This window comes from Desulfosporosinus sp. OT (assembly GCF_000224515.1).
Taxonomy (GTDB): Bacteria; Bacillota; Desulfitobacteriia; order Desulfitobacteriales; family Desulfitobacteriaceae; genus Desulfosporosinus.
In genome coordinates this window covers 1-22,981 of record NZ_AGAF01000182.1, presented here as the reverse complement: position 1 = coordinate 22,981, position 22,981 = coordinate 1, and the positions used below count along the sequence as shown (strand labels likewise).

General features: G+C 41.9%; 19 protein-coding genes and 1 riboswitch. Of the genes, 16 read left to right on the top strand and 3 right to left on the bottom strand.

Annotation, left to right across the window (positions count from 1 at the left end):
* The first annotated feature begins 14 nt into the window (after nucleotides 1–14).
* Both DOT_RS27900 and DOT_RS27895 read left to right on the top strand, forming a co-directional pair.
* Nucleotides 15–1,541, top strand: coding sequence for a cell wall-binding repeat-containing protein (locus DOT_RS27900; protein WP_009621817.1), 1,527 nt, complete (start codon nucleotides 15–17; stop codon nucleotides 1,539–1,541).
* Nucleotides 1,542–1,570: 29 nt separating this feature from the next.
* Complete coding sequence (locus DOT_RS27895) at nucleotides 1,571–4,507, top strand: cell wall-binding repeat-containing protein (protein WP_009621815.1); 2,937 nt, start codon at nucleotides 1,571–1,573, stop codon at nucleotides 4,505–4,507.
* A gap of 189 nt (nucleotides 4,508–4,696) precedes the next feature.
* Here the strand turns inward: DOT_RS27895 and msrB are convergent, their stop codons facing one another.
* The gene (msrB, locus tag DOT_RS18045) at nucleotides 4,697–5,659 is read right to left on the bottom strand and encodes a peptide-methionine (R)-S-oxide reductase MsrB (protein ID WP_009621813.1); all 963 of its coding nucleotides are present in this window, start codon (nucleotides 5,657–5,659) and stop codon (nucleotides 4,697–4,699) included.
* A 445-nt stretch (nucleotides 5,660–6,104) separates the two neighbouring features.
* Between msrB and DOT_RS18040 the strand changes: the two genes are divergently transcribed.
* From DOT_RS18040 to DOT_RS17990, 11 genes are all read left to right on the top strand, one after another.
* On the top strand, nucleotides 6,105–7,262 hold the full coding sequence (locus DOT_RS18040) for a PucR family transcriptional regulator (RefSeq protein WP_009621811.1): 1,158 nt from the start codon (nucleotides 6,105–6,107) through the stop codon (nucleotides 7,260–7,262).
* 157 nt (nucleotides 7,263–7,419) lie between these two features.
* Nucleotides 7,420–8,757, top strand: coding sequence for an aminotransferase class III-fold pyridoxal phosphate-dependent enzyme (locus DOT_RS18035; protein ID WP_009621809.1), 1,338 nt, complete (start codon nucleotides 7,420–7,422; stop codon nucleotides 8,755–8,757).
* Between the two features lie 105 nt (nucleotides 8,758–8,862).
* Complete coding sequence (locus DOT_RS18030) at nucleotides 8,863–9,987, top strand: iron-containing alcohol dehydrogenase family protein (RefSeq protein WP_009621807.1); 1,125 nt, start codon at nucleotides 8,863–8,865, stop codon at nucleotides 9,985–9,987.
* Between the two features lie 27 nt (nucleotides 9,988–10,014).
* Nucleotides 10,015–11,343 carry a M20/M25/M40 family metallo-hydrolase gene (locus DOT_RS18025; RefSeq protein ID WP_009621805.1) on the top strand — a complete coding sequence of 443 codons (1,329 nt, stop codon included), beginning with the start codon at nucleotides 10,015–10,017 and terminating at the stop codon, nucleotides 11,341–11,343.
* 75 nt (nucleotides 11,344–11,418) lie between these two features.
* Entirely contained in the window at nucleotides 11,419–12,747 is a 1,329-nt protein-coding gene (locus DOT_RS18020; protein WP_009621803.1) for a M20/M25/M40 family metallo-hydrolase, read from the top strand.
* An 84-nt stretch (nucleotides 12,748–12,831) separates the two neighbouring features.
* Entirely contained in the window at nucleotides 12,832–14,199 is a 1,368-nt protein-coding gene (hydA, locus tag DOT_RS18015; RefSeq protein ID WP_009621801.1) for a dihydropyrimidinase, read from the top strand.
* Between the two features lie 171 nt (nucleotides 14,200–14,370).
* The gene (preA, locus tag DOT_RS18010) at nucleotides 14,371–15,885 is read left to right on the top strand and encodes an NAD-dependent dihydropyrimidine dehydrogenase subunit PreA (RefSeq protein WP_009621800.1); all 1,515 of its coding nucleotides are present in this window, start codon (nucleotides 14,371–14,373) and stop codon (nucleotides 15,883–15,885) included.
* A gap of 184 nt (nucleotides 15,886–16,069) precedes the next feature.
* A complete protein-coding gene (locus DOT_RS18005; protein WP_009621798.1) occupies nucleotides 16,070–16,840 on the top strand; it encodes an ABC transporter ATP-binding protein in 771 nt (256 codons plus the stop codon).
* Between the two features lie 2 nt (nucleotides 16,841–16,842).
* A complete protein-coding gene (locus tag DOT_RS18000) occupies nucleotides 16,843–17,643 on the top strand; it encodes an ABC transporter permease (protein WP_009621796.1) in 801 nt (266 codons plus the stop codon).
* The gene (locus DOT_RS17995) at nucleotides 17,640–18,407 is read left to right on the top strand and encodes an ABC transporter permease subunit (protein ID WP_009621794.1); all 768 of its coding nucleotides are present in this window, start codon (nucleotides 17,640–17,642) and stop codon (nucleotides 18,405–18,407) included. Before DOT_RS18000 ends, DOT_RS17995 begins: the two co-directional genes overlap by 4 nt.
* A gap of 26 nt (nucleotides 18,408–18,433) precedes the next feature.
* Nucleotides 18,434–19,498, top strand: a complete 1,065-nt coding sequence (locus DOT_RS17990) for an ABC transporter substrate-binding protein (RefSeq protein WP_009621792.1) — start codon at nucleotides 18,434–18,436, stop codon at nucleotides 19,496–19,498.
* A 312-nt stretch (nucleotides 19,499–19,810) separates the two neighbouring features.
* Here DOT_RS17990 and DOT_RS17985 read toward each other — a convergent pair whose 3' ends face one another.
* Together DOT_RS17985 and DOT_RS17980 are read right to left on the bottom strand one after the other, a co-directional pair.
* Nucleotides 19,811–20,158: a DsrE family protein gene (locus tag DOT_RS17985; RefSeq protein WP_009621790.1), complete on the bottom strand. Its 348-nt coding sequence runs from the start codon at nucleotides 20,156–20,158 to the stop codon at nucleotides 19,811–19,813.
* Nucleotides 20,159–20,305: 147 nt separating this feature from the next.
* The gene (locus DOT_RS17980) at nucleotides 20,306–20,938 is read right to left on the bottom strand and encodes an NAD(P)H-dependent oxidoreductase (RefSeq protein ID WP_009621788.1); all 633 of its coding nucleotides are present in this window, start codon (nucleotides 20,936–20,938) and stop codon (nucleotides 20,306–20,308) included.
* A gap of 305 nt (nucleotides 20,939–21,243) precedes the next feature.
* Here DOT_RS17980 and DOT_RS17975 point away from each other — a divergent pair, with 305 nt between their 5' ends.
* The 3 genes from DOT_RS17975 to DOT_RS17965 all read left to right on the top strand — a co-directional run.
* Nucleotides 21,244–21,873: a DUF2284 domain-containing protein gene (locus DOT_RS17975; RefSeq protein WP_009621786.1), complete on the top strand. Its 630-nt coding sequence runs from the start codon at nucleotides 21,244–21,246 to the stop codon at nucleotides 21,871–21,873.
* Nucleotides 21,874–22,088: 215 nt separating this feature from the next.
* Entirely contained in the window at nucleotides 22,089–22,301 is a 213-nt protein-coding gene (locus DOT_RS17970; RefSeq protein ID WP_009621784.1) for a hypothetical protein, read from the top strand.
* A gap of 111 nt (nucleotides 22,302–22,412) precedes the next feature.
* Nucleotides 22,413–22,495: riboswitch (cyclic di-GMP riboswitch) on the top strand.
* Between the two features lie 141 nt (nucleotides 22,496–22,636).
* Nucleotides 22,637–22,981 (top strand): CHASE4 domain-containing protein (locus DOT_RS17965; protein ID WP_040412732.1); only part of this gene is annotated, 345 nt, incomplete at its 3' end.

Below are 22,981 nucleotides of genomic sequence, written 5' to 3'. Positions count from 1 at the left end.
CAGGAGAGATATAAATGAAAAAGCAAACAGCGAAGATCTTGTTACTTTTCATCTTAATATTGACTTTTTTCCCAACTGCAGACAAAGCCCTTGCCAAACCTCTGACAACAACAAATATCATACTCTCCAGTGACCATCAGCAGTATCATGTCGGAGATACTGTGACGGTAGACCTGAAAAGTCAATCTGAAGTGCATATTGCAGGGGTCTCCTTTACTATGAACTGGGATAATTCAATACTCCAGAATATATCCGGATTAAAATACCCCGGATTTAAATGTTATGGTGGTTATAAAGAAGACGATGGTACCCTTACATATCCTTTGGTCAATGATACAAGCGATGAAACTGTACTAACTTCTGAAATCGCGCAGATCTCTTTTAAAGTCTTAAAAAGTGGAACGGCTACAGTTAATTTAAGTAACATAAAGGCTATTGACAGCAATTATTTTACAATCAGCCAAAATGTATCTGATCAGATATCTTTAGACATAGGAAAGGGAGGGACTACATCAGGGGGAACTACGACAGGAGGAACCACGACGGGAGGAACCACGACGGGAGGAACCACAACAGGAGGGATTACAACGGGAGGAACTACGACAGGAGGTAGCTTATCTACTTCGTCGCCAAACGAATTCCAAAGATTGGCTGGTTTGACAAGTTTAGATACTGCAATAGCTATAGCTAAGGAGCAGTTTAGAAATATGCAGCCCGATGCTGTCGTCATAGCCACAGCTAACAATTTCCCCGATGCTTTGAGTGGTTCAGGATTGGCCTATAAATATAATGCGCCACTGCTATTAGTTAGGGACAGCGTCCATGATAGTCAAAGCGTACTAGATTACATTACGTCCAATTTAAGTAAGTCAAAAACAATCTACGTTTTGGGTGGACAGCAGGCAGTTAAGGCAGAAATAACAGATTATTTGCAGTTACAAGGGTATAAGATAACGAGATTATATGGCAAGGATTGCTATGATACTAATCAACAGATTGTTAACCAGATGAATGTTGCTCAAGGCACTCCGGTAGTTATCGCAACTGGCGCTGTATTTGCAGATGCCCTTAGTATTTCTAGCATAGCCGCGATAAAAGGTTATCCACTTTTATTAAGTGAAAAAGATAATTTATCAGCCAATGTCAATAATTATCTGGCAAAAATCCAACCAAAAACGGTCTATATTATCGGTGGAACCGGGGTTCTAAGCGCTAACATTGAAGCGCAAATTAAAGGTATTGTTGGGAATGCTGAAGTAATCAGATTAGGTGGAATTGATCGCTTTGAAACCTCAATGATGATTCTGGATTATTTTAAGTTGACAACAGAAATGGTAACTTTAGCCACAGGACTGAATTTTCCTGACGCTTTGAGTGGTTCAGTATTAGCCGCCAGAGAAAATTGTGGAGTATTGCTTATTGACAACAAAGATGTAACCAAGCAAAAAGAATTTTTAATTAATCATAACTTAAAACATTACATTATTTTTGGTGGAGAAACCGTAATTAGTGAACAAACAGCAACTTCATTACTCAATTAGTGAGTTAAAAAATAAAAAGGAGGATCTTCATGAACCTGAGAAAAAAGCTACTATGCCAGAGAATGCTTAGCCTTGTAATGGTTTTGATAATGCTGATCTTCAATATGGCTACGCCAGCTCTGACTCGAGCTGCCGAAACCGCCGGTGCAAATACAATGGAGGACTTGCAGCTTGAAATAATTTTCAATAGTCAAGCTGTTTCTATTGGAGAAGAAACCATGGCTTCTTTAAAGGTTAAATCCGCAAAGAATCTCTATGGCTTTGATATTTCCATGAACTATGACCCTCAGTTTTTTGATTTGGAAGGTTTAACGCCAAATACAGAATTTGATATTGGTGATAAGGGATTAAATCTTGACTCGACAGATGGAAACATTCATATCATCGGAGTTCTGGAAGGTCAAACGGCCGGATTAGACGGGGATATTAATTTAGTTGACTTCAAATTTAAAGCGAAAAATAAAATAGGTTCCACTAATTTGACATTACTGCCGGGTTCACAGTTTTCAGATGGAGATTTAGCACTGTATACATTTAATCAAAGCCTAGCACAAAGTATGGAAGTTGTTCAAAACGAAGTTAATAAACCTGTGCTTCAATCGGCAGAAACCAATAAGGTGGGGTCTCAAGTCATCCTCACCTTTGATAAAAGTATGGCGGATCCCTCTGGTAAACAAAATCAGTTTAGCGTCGCAGTATCGCGAGAAGGCACTGATTTATCAGAAACAATTTCCGGAGTTTCTAGGGAAGCGGATAACCATGCTAAGATTGATCTTAAGCTTACGAAAACATTACTAAAGGGAGATGTTATTACTCTTAATTACAGCCAGGGCGATGTTGCAGCCGAGGACGGCTCATTGTTGTCAAGTTTTAATAATCAAGCCGTTAAAAATGATGCTCCGGAGGCAGTCTCTGCAGGTTCAACGAACATCACTGGTAATGGGGAACATAATTTTGCTCTGCCGGAGGATAGCAGTCAGCAGATTGATTTTGATGTTCCTATAGACGCAAGTGTTTCGCTTAATATCATCAAGGAGTTCAAACCTTCAGAAGACGACAGTTCCATCATCCAAAGTAATGAACTGCCGCCGATCAATTTTTCTTCGACTGTTGATCTGAACAATGGAAATGGTGGAAGTTCTTCTGTCGTCGTCAATGTGCAAATACCGGCAGGGACTAAAGTCAGTGCTCCAGTAAGTTCTAATTGGGATGGTACTATTCACTCTCCCACAGTCCAGTCTGTGACCAGTGTGACAGTTCCTACTGAAGAAGGTCATAGTACACCCGTTGTAAGTTCAGTAATCGAAGTTGGCTTTGAAGGTGTGCCATTGACTTTCACCGATGCTGTCAGGCTCTTGATTCCTGGTGGAGCAGGACAAGAAGCGGGTTTCTTCCGGGATGGAAGTTTCTATAAAATAACCAAAGTTATAAGTGCCGATAATCAGTCAACGGCCGATTCTGAACTTGGAGCAGGTGCAGAGGGCAGAATAAATGTAGGTTCGGATCTGCTGATCTGGACTAAGCATTTTACGAAATTTGTCACCTACACTGCGCCAGCATCAGGTGGACATAACGGCGGCTCATCGCACTCAGGCGGCAATTCATCTTCAAGTAATCCTCAAACGGGTTCGGCTCTGTTGGCAAGTTCTGACGTTCAAGCAGGAAGTGAAGCAACAATTCAAGCGAATGATGGAACAGCTGTTGTAATTCCTGAAGGTGCGCTAGCGGATACTGGAAGTACTGTTAACATTACGATTTCGAGCGCTCCTCAGTGTGCCGAACCTAATACTCCTGGGATTACCAGCTTTGATCCTCAAGATACGGCTAGGAGTTTTGGTCCTTCCGGAAGCGTATTTAAGGTACCGGTAGAGATAACTTTGCCCTTTGGTCAGGCGAATATTGATCCAGGTGATTACGCTTATTTGGCAATATTTACTTGGCGAAATGACCACTGGCAAAAAGTTGGCGGAGTAGTTAACCCAACTAGTAAAACAATTTCTGCAACCGTAGGTCATTTCTCAGATTACAGAATAATGGCTGACAGAACCACAGATATTGAGCGGATCGGCGGTTTTGATCGTTACGAAACAGCCATCAAAATTGCCCAAACTTATTTCGCTAGTGGAACTGACACTGTAGTCTTAACTCGTGGAGACAATTCTGCTGATGCCTTAACGTCGGTACCTTTAGCGAAGAAACTAAATGCACCATTATTGCTGACCCCTCATGACAAACTGCCAGTTCAAGTTCTAGACGAGATTAAGACTCTGGGAGCAAAAACGGTCTATATTGTTGGTGGTGAAATGGCCGTCAGCCAGCAGATCGCAGACTCTGTCAAAGAACAAGGCATAAGCGTTCAAAGAGTGGCTGGTCAAGATCGATACGGCACAGCCTATGCTGTGGCAAAACTACTAGGCTACACAGGCCAAGCAGTTATAGTAAACGGCAATGATGCAACTTATCCGGATGCTTTATCAGTCTCATCATGGGCGGCTTACCACGGCGTACCCATACTTTATGCCGATGGTTCGAATACTTTGCCAGTAGTAACAGCTTCTGCGCTGGCCGAGTTAAACGTTAATCGAACAATCTTGGTCGGAGGAACAGCAGTACTGCCCCAGTCCTTAGAAGGTTTGGTGCCTCATGCAGAACGTTATGCCGGGCAAGACCGCTATGGAACAAATGTTCAAGTGTTAAGCAAGTTGCAGCCTAATCCGGTTCAGATATTTGCTGCTTCGGGGAGAGATTATGCCGATGCTTTAGCCGGGGCAGTTGTAGCTGGACAAAGCAATGCATGGGTGGTCCTGACTGACTACACAGATAAGGCAGGAAATGGACTTAAGTCAGAACAAACGGATATCATAAGAAATACCCAAGATAGCATCCTTACCTATCATGTTTTGGGCGGAAAAGTGGCAGTACCAGATAATACATTGAGTCTTATAAAAAGTTTATTAAGTAAATAAGGTACCTTCTGCACTATAGGAGTAAAAGACAGCCCGAAAGGGCTGTCTTGATTTATTGATATCAGAACAATTGGCGTATATTTAATGAAGGGTTTGGCTGCCATAAAAAGAGCACGTTTAAAACAAAGAGATTAAGGGGCTTTGTAGCAAATAGGGAATGGCCCAATTTGATAAAGAAATGAATGCTCATTATTTGAACAATACAAGAAGATCTCCGTAGCCTTCATTTTCTAGGTTCTCTTTAGGAATAAAGCGCAGTGCAGCAGAGTTAATACAATACCGGAGACCATCTGGGCCTGGTCCATCAGGAAAAACGTGTCCTAGGTGAGTATCAGATTGTTTACTTCGAACCTCGGTACGAGTCATGCCATGGCTTAAATCAGCTTTTTCATCGACGTTAGCCGAAAGAATAGGTTTTATGAAACTAGGCCAGCCGCAGCCACTGTCAAATTTATCAGTTGAGCTAAACAAAGGTTCACCAGAGATGATATCGACATAGATACCTTCACGTTTATTATCCCAGAACTCATTCTGAAACGGGGGCTCGGTTCCATTTTCTTGAGTAACGTGATATTGCAGCTCTGATAACTTATTCTTTAAGAAAGACTTGTCTTTTGGCCAATTTTGATTAATAAAGGTCTCACGGCCAGAACCTTTACGATAAAGCGCATAGCGAAAAGAATTTTTCTTATGGTAATCTTGGTGATATTCTTCGGCTGGGTAAAATGGCATTGAGGGTAGAATTGGTGTAACAACAGGTGTTTTGAATCGTCCACTTTCATCGAGAGCCTTTTTAGACTCTTCTGCCACACGAAGTTGTTCATTGTCATGATAGAAAATGGCAGTTTGATAGGATTGTCCTCGATCGTTGAACTGACCGCCAGGATCTGTTGGGTCAATTTGCTGCCAATAGATCTGGAGTAATTTTTCATACGAGATTCGATTTGAGTCAAACGTAATTTGCACGGCTTCATAGTGTCCCGTAGTTCCAGAACAAACTTCCTTATAGGTTGGATTATCAACGTGTCCACCGGTATAGCCGGACACAACCTTAATAATTCCATCAGTTTTATCAAAGGGAGAGACCATGCACCAAAAGCATCCCCCAGCGAAAGTAGCTAATTCCTCTTTAGGCTTAACTGACGTGTTCAAATGACTCACCTCATTGTTGATTATCAACTATAGCATGTTACAAAGGCATACTATTAATGCGGAAAATGATCGGCAGAAAGAATACACTAGTCAACTTCACCTAGAAATTTGAGATTTATATTATGTTCATAGACAGAGAAATTCAGTGATTATAAAGTAGTAAAATATTAGTTTGTGTTAAGTTGGAGGAATTCAGCAATAAATAAAGAATTATCGTATGATCTACTTATCTAACAAAGTTGTTAGTACAATAAAGTAAAAAATGGTTGGATAAGATAAATGTAAAATACAGCATTTCCAAGAAGGCAAATTGTTTTAGAAAAAATGAGGAATTTAGAATAATACGTGGATGTTGAATCTTGGAATCTTATGAGATGGTAATATTTTATTATAACATTAACATGACTATTTAGGGAAAAATCGTGTCTTAACAAAGGGGTGCAGTATGGCAATCACGTTAAGGTATTTATGTAAATATGCGAGAGAAAATTATGGAATGAATCTTATTTGCGGGGAAAGTAATATGAACAATTTGGTTAATTGGGTTCATATGCTAGAGGACCCGGAAACAGCAAGCTTTCTTCATGGCCAGGAACTGATCTTTTCTACCGGAATCGGACACGATAACACCGATTGGCTCCACGATTTTGCCAAAGGATTAGTAGAGAATCAAGCCAGCGGGTTGGTGCTTAACTTAGGGCCGTATATTCAATCCGTGCCTGAAGATCTCATCGCTTATTGCCGGGAGGTGCAGTTTCCCTTGTTTACTGTACCTTGGAAGACTCGTATTGTGGACATTACAAATGATTTCTGCCGCAAAATTATCAAGTCGGAAGAACATGAAGTAACTGTAGCAGGCGCTTTACGAGACGCTATATTTTTTCCTGAAAAGATTTCTGAGTATCGCGCTGTTTTAGAAAGGAAGGAATTTGATTTAGAGGCTGAATTCTGCATTGCAGCTTTATCCTTTCAAATACCTTCCAGTGAAAAATTCTTAGATTATGATAAGGCTATCAGACTGCATCTGACTAAGATATTAATCAACTATAGTGATAGGTTTAATATCTTTCGCCAGGATAAAAACCTGATTGTTGTTTTGCAGGATTTTCCTCAGGAAATTGTAGAAGACGCCATGGATTGCCTCGTTGAGGTGTGCAAGTACGGTTACCCCGATCATCGGATAAGCGCAGGAATTAGTGTCAATGATTTTGGAATCCACTCTCTTCCCCGGAATTATAAGCGAGCAATTGCTCTTTTGCGCATAGCTGAAAGACAGGATCAAGCCAAATTATCCTATCGCAACAGCGGATTATTCAAACTGTTGATTGAGATAGAGGACACAAAAGTATTAAAAAGGTTCTATGAAGAGACATTGGGGCAGATGGAAGCCTATGATAAAAAAAATCAGACGGATTATCTTTTAACCTTGAAATCATACCTAGATAACAACGCTAGTGTTCAAGAGGTTGCCAAAGAAACTTATGTGCACCGGAATACGATTAACTATAAAATAAAAAAGATCAAAGAAATTTTGCAGTGTGATTTGAATTATCAAGATGGCTTGAAGCTGCTATTAGCTTTTCAAACAAAGGAGTTATTATAGGGAAAAATGTCGATTGTGCACGGGCACAAAATTTTTTGTGCTGGAGTCTGTTGAATAGAATTTCAAACCTGATATCATTGGATTTAATAAATGAAGGCAAAGGGGCCTGTTCGCAAGAGCAGGTCCCTTTGTTATTTAGCAATTGGAGTGAATTAGCATGGAATTTGAACTAACAGCTGTCAAAGAAATTAGTGAAACCTCTAAAAAATACAACTTACATTCTTGGAGTGCTCAAGGGCAATTAAATCCTAAGGTTATGATTGGTGGAGAGGGTATTTATTTCTGGGATGGTGAAGGAAAGCGCTACTACGATATGTCTTCCCAGTTGGTAAATTTAAATATCGGCCATGGCAATAAAAAAGTTATCAAGGCGATACAAGAACAAGCTGAACGCTTAGTATATTCGTCACCCTCCTTTGCTATCGATGTCAGGTCCCAATTGGCAAAGATGGTCGTCGAGCTAGCACCCGCCAACATGGGAAAGGTGTTTTTTACCTTAGGTGGAGCAGATGCTAACGAAAATGCTATTAAGATAGCAAAAATGATCACCGGGCGCTATAAAATCTTTTCTAGATACCGTTCTTACCACGGAGCGACCTATGGTGCAGCAAATCTAACAGGGGAGCCTAGACGATATGCCTGTGAACCAGGTATCCCTGGATTTGTCAAATTTTTTGATCCCTACGTCTATCGAGCCCCCATACCTTTTGTCAGCGATGAAGCCGCCACTAAGTATTATTTAGACCAATTGAGAGAGCAAATCATTTATGAAGGCCGAGAGTCGGTAGCTGCGATTTTCTTGGAAACCATTACCGGAAGCAACGGCGTAATTATTCCCCCCAAAGGTTATTTAAAGGGAATTCGTGAAATTTGTAACGAGTTTGGTATTTTAATGGTCTGCGATGAGGTCATGACGGGTTGGGGTCGTACCGGAGAATGGTTTGGAGTCAATAATTTTGATGTATTGCCGGATATGATAACCTTTGCTAAAGGAATTACCTGTGGGTATGCGCCGATCGGTGGCGTCCTGGTGAGTAAAGAAATTGCCAGCTACTTTGATGACCATTTTCTCAGCTGTGGACTGACATATTCTGCCCATCCTCTAGGCTGCGCGGCAGGTGTTGCGACCATTGAGTATTACAAGGAAAAAGGACTTATTGGGCAAGCTAAAGAACGCGGCATTACTTTAGGCAAGCTGTTGGAGGCGCTCAAAGAAAAACACGCTTGTGTGGGAGATGTTCGCTACATTGGCTTATTCTCCGCAATTGAATTGGTCAAAAATAAGGATACCAAAGAACCCCTCGTTGAATATGGTTTAGATCCTGATAAAATCATGAAAAAGATTCTTGGAATGTTGGATGCCAAAGGATTTTACACCTATTCTCATGAAAATTCGTTGATGGTTGCGCCTCCTTTGATTATTACGGATCAGGAATTAGTAGATGCCCTGGCAATTATGGATGAAGTATTGAGCGAAGTCGACAAGATAATTTAATGGGGGCGGCATTTCATGAATTAATAGAGGACATTTCTTGAGGCACGAAAGATGTGTTCCCTGGCCTTAAACAGATGTGTTCCCTTACCTTATTAAGGAGGAATCATGACGAACAAATTTTATATGCCAACCAGAGTCATTATAGGTGATGACTGTATCACTAAGAATAGCGAACTATTTATTTTTTTGGGGAAGAAAGCGTTGATCGTAACAGGTGCTCAGTCGGCGAAAAGAAACGGTTCGGAAAAAGACGTTAAAACTGCCTTGGAATCTGTGGGTATCAATTACCTAGTGTTTGATAAAGTTATGAGCAATCCGACCATCGCCTGTGTCTACGAAGGTGCCACCTTGGCTAAAGAAAATGGTGTCGATTTTATTATCGCTATTGGTGGAGGTTCACCAATGGATGCCGGTAAAGCCATTGCCTTATTAGCTGCTCAGGATATTGAGGAGGAGAACTTATTCTCAGGGAATTACGAAAAGAAAGTGTTGCCCATGGCCTTTGTCCCAACCACAGCTGGGACAGGCTCAGAAGTAACGCAGTATTCGATTTTGACTAATGATAAGGCCCAGACCAAAACAAGTATTGCTTCTGATTTATTGTTTCCAACCGTTACTTTCCTGGATGCCAAGTATACTGAGCAGCTTGCGGTAACTACCACTATCAACACAGCGATTGACGCCTTATCGCATGCCGTTGAAGGAATGTTATCCGTAAGGGCTTCCAATGTTTCTGATGCTTTGGCAGTTGCCAGCATCCGGATGATTATGAATTGTGTACCCGACATGTTGCAAGCTTTACTAGCAGGATCTGAAGTCGTTTTTAATTTGAAGCAAAGGGAGCAATTATTACAGGCCTCTTTGATGGCAGGAATGGTTATTGCCCAAACTGGTACCACGGTAGTGCACGCGATGGGGTATTCCCTAACTTATTTTAAGAACATTGACCATGGTCGGGCCAACGGGCTTCTCTTGGGTGAATACCTGAAGCTTGTGGAAAATGTCCAGCCGGATTTAGCGGGAAGCATCTTGGCAGCAATGAATTTTTCCGAAGCGGACCAGTTCGGAGAACTTATGAACAAACTTTTAGGTGATAAAGAAGAAATTAGTTCCGAAGAAATCAAGCGATACAGTAAGATAGCTATCCAAACCAAAAACATTGCCAATTCAGTGGTCAAACCAACAGAAGAAGAGTTAAGAACTATGTATGCACTGTCATTTGTAAAATAAGCAAATTCTACACCGGGAGGAAGCAGCATGATGGATACTATTGAAATGACAATTAATAAATTGGCGGAGGAACTAAAACCCGCTGTTGTGGATTTTTGTCAGAGGCTCATCCGCATACCGGCTCTTTCTGGGGATGAAAAAGGAGTCGCTGATCTTTATCTGGCAGAAATGGAAAAGCTGGGCTATGATCGCTATTTCCGTGATCGCTGGGGAAATGTTATTGGCATCATCGAAGGGACAGTACCGGGGCCAGCCATTATGTACAATGCCCATTTGGACCATGTTGATACCGGTGATTACAGCGAATGGGGGGGCTATGACCCGTACGGGGCGGTTATTGATGTCAATGAAATGGAAAATCAAGATAGAGATGGTTATGAGTTCGTTGAAGTCATTCATGGCCGAGCCGCTGCAGATGTGAAAGCAGGTGGGGCATGTCAGATCTATTCAGGAAAGATCATTCTTGAACTTAGGAAAATGGGTTATCTGATCAAAGGACGCTACATCTTTACAGGCGTGGTCCTGGAAGAACCAGCTGAACAGCTCGGGATGATCAAGCTGCTTGATGACACCTTTCCGGAGGAAGGCCTTACTTACGATGGTGTTGTATCCTGTGAGGCCACCTCTTTGAAACTATATTTAGGGCACCGGGGCAGAGTCGAGTTAAAAGTTACCTTGTCCGGCGTAACCTCCCATGGGAGTGCACCTTGGTTGGGAATCAATGCCGTGAACAAAGCGACAAAATTTATCGATAAAGTTGAAGAGGTTGTGGCCGCTAATCGTGGAACGGATGAACAACTTGGTAACTCCAGTATTGCTCTGACGATTATCAACTGTACCCCAGGTGCGATGTGCATCGTTCCGGACCGGTGTCAGATTACGTATGATCGAAGATTCGTTCCCGGTGAAACCTTCACGGGCTGTGTGGCAGAAATTCAGAATATCATTGATGAATTGGCCGGAGCGGATCCTGATTTTAAGGCCACGGTGGAGATTGCAACCGTACCTCGGACCACCTACACCGGCCTGACTGTCGCCGTTCCTAATGTTAAGGAAGCTTGGAAAATAAGTCCGGAGCATCCTTTTACTAAAGCAGCGGCAGCAGGTTTATCGGCAATAGGACAACCCGTTAAATATGGCTATTGGGATTTTGGTACAGATCTTTCAGTGATCTGTGGCAGGGAGAAAAAGCCAGCCGTCGGTTATTCCCCCATGCAGGAATTTTATTGTCACAGGCCCATTGATAAGGTCAGGATAGACTACATGATCAAGGCCTTAGCTGGGAATGTAGCAATTTACAGGGAGCTGACGGAATTAGATAAAAAAGATTTTGTTTTGTCAGAGAGCAAATTATAAAAGGACGACAGAAAAGCGGAATTCCCTCTTATATAGAAGTGGGCAATTGGGATTAGGAAAGGCAGCGAAAGTCTAATGAGTGTTTTGGATGAATCAATGATTTCAGCTATTAAGGAAATCACAGATGAACTTTATCCGAATATGGTGGCCTTTGGACAGAAACTGGTGCAAACACCTAGCATCAGTGGCAGCGAAGGAAAGTTAGCCGATCTGGATTTAGCTGAAATGGAGAAGCTGGGTTACGATGAAGTATTTCGCGATACCCACGGCAATGTTGTTGGACTGGTTAAAGGAACAGAGCCGGGACCTACAATTATGTATAACTCTCATATGGACCACGTAAGTCCTGGGGACATTACCAATTGGCAAGGTTATGATCCCTACGGCGGTCAAATCGATGTATGTCAAGTGGATAATCAAGATAAACAACCTGATGAAGCAGAGTGTATTCATGGCCGCGGGGCCTCAGATGTTAAATGTGGTGAAGCCGTTCAGATTTATACTGGAGGACTCCTGGTTAAACTCCGGGAGAAAGGTTATCCCATTAAAGGAACTTTCATGTTTACCGGCGTTGTTCAAGAAGAACCTGCAGAGATGGTGGGTATGCTTCATTTAGTAGATAAGACGTTACCTGAAAAAGGATTGAGCTATGATGCTATGGTGTCTTCCGAAGCAACATCCTTAAAGGTCTATTGCGGTCACAGAGGTCGTGTTGAGATGCTGATTACAGTGTATGGCAGAACCTCTCATGGAAGTGCACCCTGGCTGGGAATCAATGCAATCTATAAAGCGCTGCCCTTGATTACCAGAATCAAAGACGAATTATATCCGTCACTCCCGACAGATTCGGATTTGGGACAGGCTTCAGTATCCTTAAACATTATTGAATGTTCTCCGGGGGCCCTGTCTATTGTTCCCGACAGATGTATGCTTTCTCTTGACCGTCGTACCTTGCCTGGAGAAACGGCAGCTTCTGCTATGGCTCAGATTCAGGAGATTATCGATAATTTGGCCGCTAAGGATCCTGAATTCAAAGCAGATGTTGTTGTGAAAAGTGCGGTCGAAACATCTTATACAGGCTTATCCTATGAAGCTGCCAAGGACATGAATCCCTGGAAGATTAGTATAGAACATGGGTTTGTGAGAGCGGCTGCGGCAGCGCTGGAATCAGCAGGCCAGACAGTAAACTATGGATACTGGGATTTTGGGACCGATGCCAGCAAGACCTGTGGCATCGACAGAAAACCTACCATTGGATATTCTCCTATGCAAGAGCAATATGCGCATACTCCTTATGATAAATGCCGAACTGACTTTATGAAAACTGCCTTAGTCGGTAATGCTGCGATTTATATCAATACAGCAGCACAGGGACCAGAAGCATTTGCGAAGGTTGAATGGTAGCAGGTGTAGGGTAGTAGATGAGTGGCACTGCGAGCGGCGATGGGCGCAGATGATGATTCGATAATCTTGTTAGGAGGTTATAAGATGGATTTGATTATTAAAAACGGCACAATTATTTCTCCTACAGAAACTTATCAGGCAGATATCGCCGTAATAGACGGTAAAATAGCAGCCATTGGCAAAGGCTTCCCGGAAGATGGCGCGACCGTGGTTGATGCGAAAGCTAAATTAGTTTTGCCGGGGGCTCTTGATGTGCATACCCATTTGGCAATGCCCTTTGGTGGGACAGTATCGGCAGATAGCTATCTGTCAGGAACAAGAGCAGCTGCCTGTGGTGGGGTAACCACAGTATTCGACTATCCAGTTCAGAGAAAAGGGATGTCTATTCTCGGTTTAATAAATGAGAAGAAAAACATCTGTGAATCTGAGGCTTGCGTCGATTACGCCTTCCACTGCTGCATTACGGATTTGAATGACGGTGAAATATTGGCTGAAATGGAAAAAGCCGTGGAGGAAGGCATCACCAGTTTCAAATGTTTTTTCGTTTACAAGAAGGAAGGTATGATGGTTGATGATGCAACCTTTGCCCGATTGCTTTTGCGAGCTAAAGAAATTGGTGCCCTTATTAACATTCATGCTGAAAACCCGGATTTGATTGATCTGAACATTGAACAATTCAAGAAAGCGGGAAAAACCTCCCCTTGGTACCATTATCTGAGCCGCCCGGAATATGTGGAAGCAGAAGGAGATAAGCGAGCGATCCACTGGGCCAAAAATCTTGAGGCACCGCTTTACATTGTGCATATGGCGGATAAAGAAGGATTGGAAGCAGCGATGGAGGCCAAAAAGGAAGGCCATGAAGTTTATGTAGAAACTTGCCCTCAATATCTGGAATTTACTAGCGAAGTCTACAAACGTGAAGATGGTCGGAATTTTGTCTGCTCACCGCCGATGAAGGGTCAGGAAAGTCAGGATGCGTTATGGAAAGCGATCAAGACAGGTGGAATTGATACCATTGCCACAGATCATTGTCCGTTCCAGAGTTATGAAAAAGACTGGGGGAAGGATGATTTCACGAAGATCCCCAATGGCTGTGCTGGGATAGAAAATATGTATCCTTATATGTTGGCGGCAGCGAATGCAGGGAAGCTCTCCTTTAACAAAGTGGTGGAGTTATGTTCATCCAATCCGGCTAAAATCTTTGGTTGTGCACAAAAGGGCTCTCTGACCGTCGGTAAAGATGCTGATATTGTCATTTATGACCCGGAAAAAGATTTTACGGTTACAGTGTCTACTATGCATTCGGATTATGATCATACGATTTGGGAAGGTAAACAGTTGCATGGCTATCCGGTGATGACCTTTTCACGAGGTAAACTGGTCTATCAAGACGGAGAATTTGTAGGAGAACCGGGCTGGGGCAAATTTGTTAAACGGGTCGGAAGAAAGTAAGGGTAAAGCTGGGAAGTATGTTAAGAAGTAAGAGTATGAAATAAAAGCAAAAGTACGAGAAAAGGTATGATTAAGAAGTAGAACAAGAAGCAAGAGGTAAGTTTAAGAAGTAGTTAAAAGTAAGAGAGTTGAAGATGTCTAACAAATTTGTGAAAGTGAGGAGGATGTCGTTTGCAGGCAAAAGCACTCAATGAATTTTCAGCCAAAAACGAATCGGATGGCTGTTTGCTTTGTGATACCGCCCCCTGTACAACCAGATGTCCTCATGGATTGGATCCGGCCAAGGTAATTCGTTCGCTGCGTTTTGAAAATATCAGCGGCGCGGTTGAGATTGGTGGAGACGGTGAAGTATGTAAGAGGTGTAAGGAAAAGAGTTGCAGCGAAGCGTGTTTAAAAGGCCAGATCGATCGTCCGGTGAGAATTCCACAGCTCATGGACTATGTGGGAAATTGGCATAAGCAAAAAGGAAATGGTAAGCCTTCTAAGAAGATTGATTTAAGGATTGAATTTTGCGGTGTCCCTTGTGAGAATCCATTCTTTTTGTCTTCCTCTGTTGTTGCCAGTAATTATGATATGGTGGCTAGGGCTTTTGCTATGGGATGGGCAGGAGCGGCGTTTAAAACCATTGGAACCTTTGTTCCTCAAGAAGTATCTCCGAGGTTTTCAACCATTCGTAAAGAAGGAAACTCGTTTATTGGTTTCAAAAATATCGAGCAAATATCGGACCACACCTTAGAAGAGAATTTAGATTATTTACGACGCCTTAAGCAAGACTTCCCTCAAAAAATCCTCATTGCCTCTATTTTAGGCCAGAACGAAGCTGAATGGACATTTTTGGCCCGCCAAGTGACCGAAGCGGGTGTCGACATAATCGAATGTAATTTTTCTTGTCCCCATATGACGGGAGAAGGATTAGGTTCCGATGTTGGACAAAATCCAGACTTAGTTGCTCTCTATACGGACGCCACGAGAAAGGGGACGCATTTGCCTATTCTGGCGAAGATGACACCCAATCTAGGAAATATGGAGATACCTGCCCTGGCGGCAATGAAGAATGGTGCCACCGGTATCGCAGCCATTAATACCATTAAGAGCATCATGAATATCCATTTAGATGATTTTAGTTCCGAACCTCGGGTTGATGGCAAATCTTGTGTGGGTGGATATTCCGGTAAAACGGTAAAACCCATTGCTCTGCGCTTCATCCATGATTTGAAGAAGCATCCGGATTTGAAAGAAACGCCCATCAGTGGCATGGGGGGAATCGAGACCTGGCGTGATGCTGCTGAATTTATCGCCTTGGGATGTGCTAATCTTCAGGTAACAACTTCGGTGATGCAGTATGGGTACAGAATTATCGATGATTTATCGGCTGGTCTTTCCTCCTATTTGGGAGAAAAGGGGTTTTCTTCGGTACAGGAAATGGTGGGTATGGCTTTGCCGAACTTGGTACCGGCCGATGAGTTAAACCGTCATTCCATCTCTTATCCGAAGTTCGATCGTAGTCTTTGTCTCGGCTGTGGCCGATGCTATCTATCTTGTTTGGACGGTGGTCATCAAGCCTTGGTAATGGACAAGGCAACAGGTAGGCCAGTATTAAACCCTAAAATGTGTGTTGGTTGTCAGCTTTGTACGGTTGTATGTCCCGTTGGAGCTATTTCGCCTGGTAAACGCGTAGAGGTTTAAGTAAAAGAAACAATGATAATAACTGCAACGGCGCAGGGGATAAGATTTTATCGACCTTTTTAGGGATAAGATTTTAACCCCTTTTTGTATTTTTAAAATCAACTTGTTAACAAGGATAATAGCAACTAGGGCTTTCACTATGCCAATTGAATTGGCGCAAGCCTTTAAAAGGGAGGTCAGATTGATGAATGCAGCTGAAATTCAGATAAAAAATGTAAGTATGGTCTATCCGGTTAATAATGGAGAAGATATCCTCGCTTTGACTGATGTAAATTTTGACATTCAGGAAGGAGAATTTATCTCCTTACTGGGGCCTTCTGGTTGCGGGAAAACTACCTTGCTGCGGATTATTGCCGATCTACTTCAACCAACTTCGGGCAGTGTATCCATACGCGGTCAATCGCCAAGAGACATAAGAATGCAGCAAAAATATGGGATTGTATTCCAAAGTCCGGTTCTTTATGATTGGAGAACGGTGCGCAGGAATATCTGTATGCCCATGGAGATCATGGGGATTCCGAAGAAAGAGAGAACAACACGGATTACTCGGATGTTGGAACTGGTAGGATTGCAGGATTTTGGCTATAAGTATCCTTTTGAGTTAAGTGGGGGTATGCAGCAGAGAGTTGGCATTGCAAGGGCTTTGGCCTTAAATCCAGAGTTCTTGTTGATGGATGAACCGTTTTCAGCGTTGGATGAGTTTACGCGCGAGAAACTTAACGAAGATCTACTGAGTATCTGGAGTAAGACCAAGAAAACAGTCATTTTTGTAACGCATAATATTCCAGAATCTGTTTTCTTATCGGATCGGGTTGTGGTTTTATCACCGCATCCGGGCAGAATTTCCGCTATTGTCGATATTAATTTACCCCGACCGCGTGAAAACTCAATTCGGGAAACTTCAGAGTTCTATGAGTATGTAACCAAGATAAGAAGGAGCTTTGAGGGGGTGTAAGTGTGGCTATTGCCAAAAAGGAACAGAGAGTTGTGGCTATTGTTTGGGTGATTGGGATTATTGTGGTTTGGGAATTAGCAGCGTTTCTTTTGAAATATGTGGTTCATGATCCGATGGCTGCCACTAAGCTACCCTATCCTCATGCAGTAGCCATGACGTTCTTGGAAAATTGGAAAATGTTATTGGAAGCAGGTGCAGTGACTTTTTCCAGAGCAGCCCTTGGTTTTGCCCTGGGCACCAGTGTGGGAATCCTGCTTGCTGTCTTCATGAGTTTGTCTAAAACTATGGAAAGAATTGCCTTTCCCTATCTGATTGTGTCCCAGATGATCCCGGTCTTAGGTCTGGCGCCTATAATTTTCAACATCGTGAGAGATATGAATGTATCACGAGTCGTAATCGCTGCCTATATTACGTTCTTCCCGGTTTCTGTCAACATGTTGAGCGGTTTGAAGAGTGTGGAACAGGACAAGAAAGATTTACTGTTTTCTATTGCAGCCAATAAGTTCAAGGTATATCAAAAATTGATGTTTCCCTTTGCTATGTCGTATTTGTTCACCGGGCTCAAAATTGCTGCCCCTATGGCGGTTACGGCCTCCATTTTAGTCGATATGTTAGGTTCTAAAAGTGGTATTGGAGTTAAGATTCTCTATGCTCTGTATTCCAACTCATCAAATATCTTTTGGGCCTCTGTTCTCACCAGTGCTTTTATGGGCATTATCAGCTTTTACATTGTCGTCTTTGCTGAGCGGTTATGTCTACCATGGCAAAACACTACACCTGGGAAGGAAGGTGTACGGGCATGAAAAACAAGGTAAAAAATCTATTGTGGCCCTTGGCATTTGGCATTGCTCTAATTCTGGCTTGGCAATTTGGAGTATTTCATAAGATTCTAGACTTAAAGCCTTTTCAATTGCCGGTTCCAACTGAAATAGCGTCAACTTTAGCGGCTAACTTGCCTAAAGCATTGAAGGATTGCGGAGTTACGATTTCCGGGGCCTTAATTGGAATGATCATCGGTTCGTTTATGGGGTTTATGATTGCTGCCATGGCAACATTTTTCCCCAAGTGGGGATATGGTGGCATGATTGTGGTTACTGCGCTTAATGCCGTACCGATCGTAGCGCTTTCACCAATTATGAACTTATGGTTTTCAACGGGTATGGCCCAAAAGATTGCTGTGGTTACCGTCGTTTGCATGGCGGCGATGGCTATTAATGCCTACAGCGGCTTAAATAATTTAAACCCATATTCCATTGATTTAATGCACTCGGTAGCAGCAAATAAGTGGACTATCTTTAGAAAATTGCGTTTGCCCAATTCTTTACCTCATATCTTTACTGCTTCAAAAATTAATATTGCTTCATCAATTATTGCGGCCATTATTAGTGAATATTTTGCGGCATCCACTTCCGGTTTAGGATTTGGAATTAAAGATAATCTTCGCAAAGCTGAGATGGCAATGGGTTGGTCCTATATTGTTGTAGCTTCTCTGGCTGGTGTAATTCTTTACTGTATTATTTTATTGGTAGAACGCGATGCCCTAAAATGGCACGCTTCACAAAAATAAAAACAAAACATTTAGGAGGGGAATTTATGAAGAAGAGCAAATTGACGAGTGTATTGGCGGTAATCATGTTGATTCTACTGGTAGCCACAGGTTGTAGCTCAGGAACTTCTGCAACTTCAACTCCGGGGGCCGGAACCTCGGGCGCAGAAAAAAATGCTTCGGGTAAACTTGACAAGGTGACACTTCAACTAAAATGGTTGCCACAATCTCAATTTATGGGCTATTATGTGGCTAAAGCCAAAGGGTATTATAAAGATGAGGGAATTGACTTGGAGATTCTTCCTGGCGGGAGCGATATTATTCCGGAACAACAAGTCTATAACGGTGTAGCAGATATCGGTGTGACTTGGGTTTCCAGCCTAATGAAGTATCAGTCTCAAGGGTGGGGATTAGTCCAAGTTGGCCAGATCTTCCAAAAAAGCGCAATGTTGCTGGTATCTAAGACCTCTGCAGGAATTAATAGTGCAGCAGATCTCAAAGGGAAGAAAGTCGGTTCCTGGTTTGGTGGTAATGAATATGAAATTTATGCCCTTCTAGAAGCCAATGGACTTAAAAAGGATACTGATTTAAAGCTAGTGCAACAAGATTATACTATGAATCAGCTTTTAAATAATGAAATCGATGCAGCCTCAGCTATGACTTACAATGAATATGGGCTTTTGCTTGAATCAGGACTTAAAGATAGCGACCTTCACGTTATTAATATGAATGATGCTGGTGTCGCCATGTTGGAGGACTGCTTGTTCGTAAATTCTGATTGGATTGCCAAAAATCAAGACTTATACGTTCGGTTTCTAAAAGCTTCCATCAAGGGTTGGGCTGAAGCTTGTGCTGATCCGGAAGCAGCCGGAAAAGTCGTCTTTGATGCTGACCAAAGTGTCTCTCTGAGTCATCAGGTTTATATGGCTAAAGAAGTCGCCAAGCTTGTTGTTCCTAAAGACTTTGATCCTGCCAATATTGGGTATATAGATATGGATGCCATTAAGCAGACTGCGGATCTTGCTCATAAATATGGTTTGCTTACCAAGCCGGCTGTGATCTCGGAAGATACCGTTACAAGTAAGTACTGGAAAGAAGCGACCGCTAAATAACTTAAAAAAATGTAATCCCCGCTTACGGTGGTAAGTAAAGAAAACGTGGCTGGCGCCCACACGAAGACACTGTCTTCGCACATATTAACCTTACATGCAGACACTGTCTTCGCACGGGTTAAACCTTCTTGCAGCACTGTCTTCGCACGGATTAGCCCTACTTGCAGTATATAACGAAGTTTATACTTTCTGATAGTACAAAAAAGACCTCCCTATGATAAATCCTGAACTTTGATTTATCATAGGGGGGCTTTTTAACTCTAAGTTAAAAAGGAATGCGAAAGAGTGCCCAAGATGTCCGACTCAGATTGATTATACAGTTATGACTCTTGTAGTTTCATCTTTCAAAAATTCCGTAAGATCTACACCCATATATTTTACAGTAATCCCTATACTTTCTAACACTTCAGAGACACCGTAACTATCCGTACATGCTTTACAGGCCAATAGCTCTACACCAGCATTTTTCATTTTTTCGATATGTTCATGTAACGTTATATCTTCCGCTAAGAGTTTAGCGGAAGGCCCCCACACTACGAGACATACTTCATCCCACCATTCCTTTAGTTTGGAATTAAGTGTATACATAAAAGCCATACTTATAGCAACCTCTCTATCTCCGTTAGCCCACACTACTACTACTTTACTTGGTTGACTCATAATACCCTACCTCCTAAATATCTAATATCTAATATCTAAAGCTTACCAACCGGGTCGAATTTATTCTCGTAAATACTATTAGACTAAAATTAACTTGACCGGAGTTCGCGTTGCTGTTACCAGAATATATAAGTTGCATATAGGATTTCATGGGCGATTTTTCAACATTGATCCCAATATCTTGCCGATTCTTGCAGCATGGTATTTTGCTATCGGCTGTTCTTTGAAAACTGGAGGCAATTGTTCGGGATCTATCTTATCAAGAAAACCGTGTTTTCTAACAACATTACCAACTCCGCATTCATGACCGTAGCCGCAGGTATAGCATTGAGAATATCCTTGTCCCTCCATAGATTCAATGACCGCCATTTTATTTTTCAACATAAAATCTTCTATTTCCGGCTTAACGCAATCGTTATTTTCGTATTCAACACTGACGATGACCCCAAGCTTGCCTGCCAAGCTAAAAACTTCCCTATGCCGAAAACTAAAGGTCCTTTCCCAGCACGCATGTCCCAAGGCATTCATTCTTCCAAAATAATTGGGTGCTCCAAAAACGATTGCATCTGCTTCAAGCATTTTTTCTCCTATGGCGTTCCAATCGTCTTGCACTTTGCATTTGTTATCAGCAGCACAAAGGGTACAACCAATACAACCATTGATTCGTTTCCCTGCAAGTGAAATATACTCGTATTCCAATCCTGTGGCTGCCAAAATCGCTTTTACAGCCTTGCTTGTCACCCCGTCTTTTCTACCGCTAGCACTGATTCCTAAAATCATATTAATACCTCTATTTCTTCAATTTGACTTTACGCAATGATACTTGAATAATACCATATATTTTTTTCTATTTTTGCAAAGTATTTAACATTTCAGATCTTATGCCTATGATAATATTACTAAAATAAGCATTAAGAATTAATGACATGAGGTAAATGCAGCTCAGAGAGGTACAATAATCCCGCTCATGATTTTAACAAGAGGGAGGATTATTGTTTTTGAGTTTATAGGGGTCTGGAATTTTTTTGATACACTTTATTGTTGCTCTGTTAATACAAGAACAGAGAAGATGAGGAGATAAGCTTATGGATGACCATGCGTCGCAAGTTGATAAAAATAAATTAGGACTAGATGAATTAGTTCAGATAGCGTTGCAAATAGGTGCAGGAATAATTGATGTAGTGACAATATCCACAAGTGACATCTTAGTTGAAGAGGATCTGGCTAATATGTGTCGAGAACCTAGATGTGCATTTTATGGTTTATCAGCTAACTGCCCACCTTATGTTTCTGGACCATATGAATTGCGGAGGATAATGGAAATCTGTACATATGCACTAGCCATTAAAATGGATGCTCCAACAGGATGGTTGATGACTGATGAACGTCTTGTCATAATGAGGTTATTACATGAAATAGTTGCTGATATTGAAAGAGCAGCAATTGAGCGGGGTTATACCAATTCAAAAGCTTTTGCCGCGGGTTCCTGTAAAGAGATTTTCTGCAACAAGCAATTAAGTTGCCGAATGTTGACCAACAATGGACCGTGTCGGAATCCACAATACGCTCGCCCTTCAATTGAAGCTTATGGAGTAAATGTGCATGAACTAACTAAGACGACAGGCTGGTTTATAAACCCTCGAGATTCAAATGAAGCTAATATCAATAAGGTACCAATGGCAGCAGCGATTTATGGCTTAGTTCTAATCGGTTAATAATGTTCAGCCAATGGCAGTAAATTGAAATTCAAATTTCTTGATGGCAGGGTAAAGTCCTCCTAACGACGAATTCTAACGTAATAATGAATGTTCTTCGCGTTTCCTCAGGGGTTGTTCGGGGGAGCAATCGAGAGGCAGGTGGGGGATTCTATTTACTTTTTTGTAGAGCGGTATAGGGAGTGCGGGCTATTAGGTACAAGGAGGAATTTGTTATGATTTGGCTTGATGTTGATAAACCAACCCATAAGTGTACCTTACACACAGATGGAAGTTGTACTTACTGGCAAAAGAAAAGAGAAACAAAATTCAAGGGCTTAGGTAAACTAAAGTATGATGGAGGATGGCTAAATTTTGTCAGTGCGGAACAAGCCATGCTTTATTATCAGAGTAATTTTCCTAACTATGAGTTTATCGATCATTGTTAAAGGAGTTGCCCTAAACTTAAATATATAGAATAGAAAGCTTACCCAGAATGAAAAAATCACATTTCATATTTCGACAATAAATGTATATTGATTATGCTATACTTAGCTCTGTGTAAAGAGGAAATTTTGAAGCATGTATCTTATTTGGGCGCTTGATACATGTGGAGTAAGTAGCGCAACCGGCCTGGTTTATAAGTTATATAAACCAGGCTTTTTTAGTCCAGAATATAGGACACTCGTGGGCTCATTAAGAGATGTTGCTCCACGGATAGCGAAATAGGCCTTAATCGTAGCTCAAAATGCTGTAAAACAAACTGAAACGAGGTTGTTAGTTGATGTCAATAAGAGTTAGAGTCCTTGTTATCCTGATAGCGTTCGCCTTAGCCCCTGTACTAATAGGTGGAGGTATCAATTACTGGGTCGTTCATAATGATATATCGAGAGCAGAACATGAACAAGCAACATTTTCTACTCAGGCGTCGGCGAATACTATGGCAGTTTTAGGGCAGACAATGGAGCAAGCGGGTAAGACCTATGGTTTTTGGGACGATGCTCATGACGCCGTACAAGCAAAAGATATCGATTGGATTGCAAATAATATTGATGTTGCCACGGATGATTTTGGTATTGACTTTGGTGTGACTACGGATGCCACCGGAACAGTTTTAGATTCGTTTGGT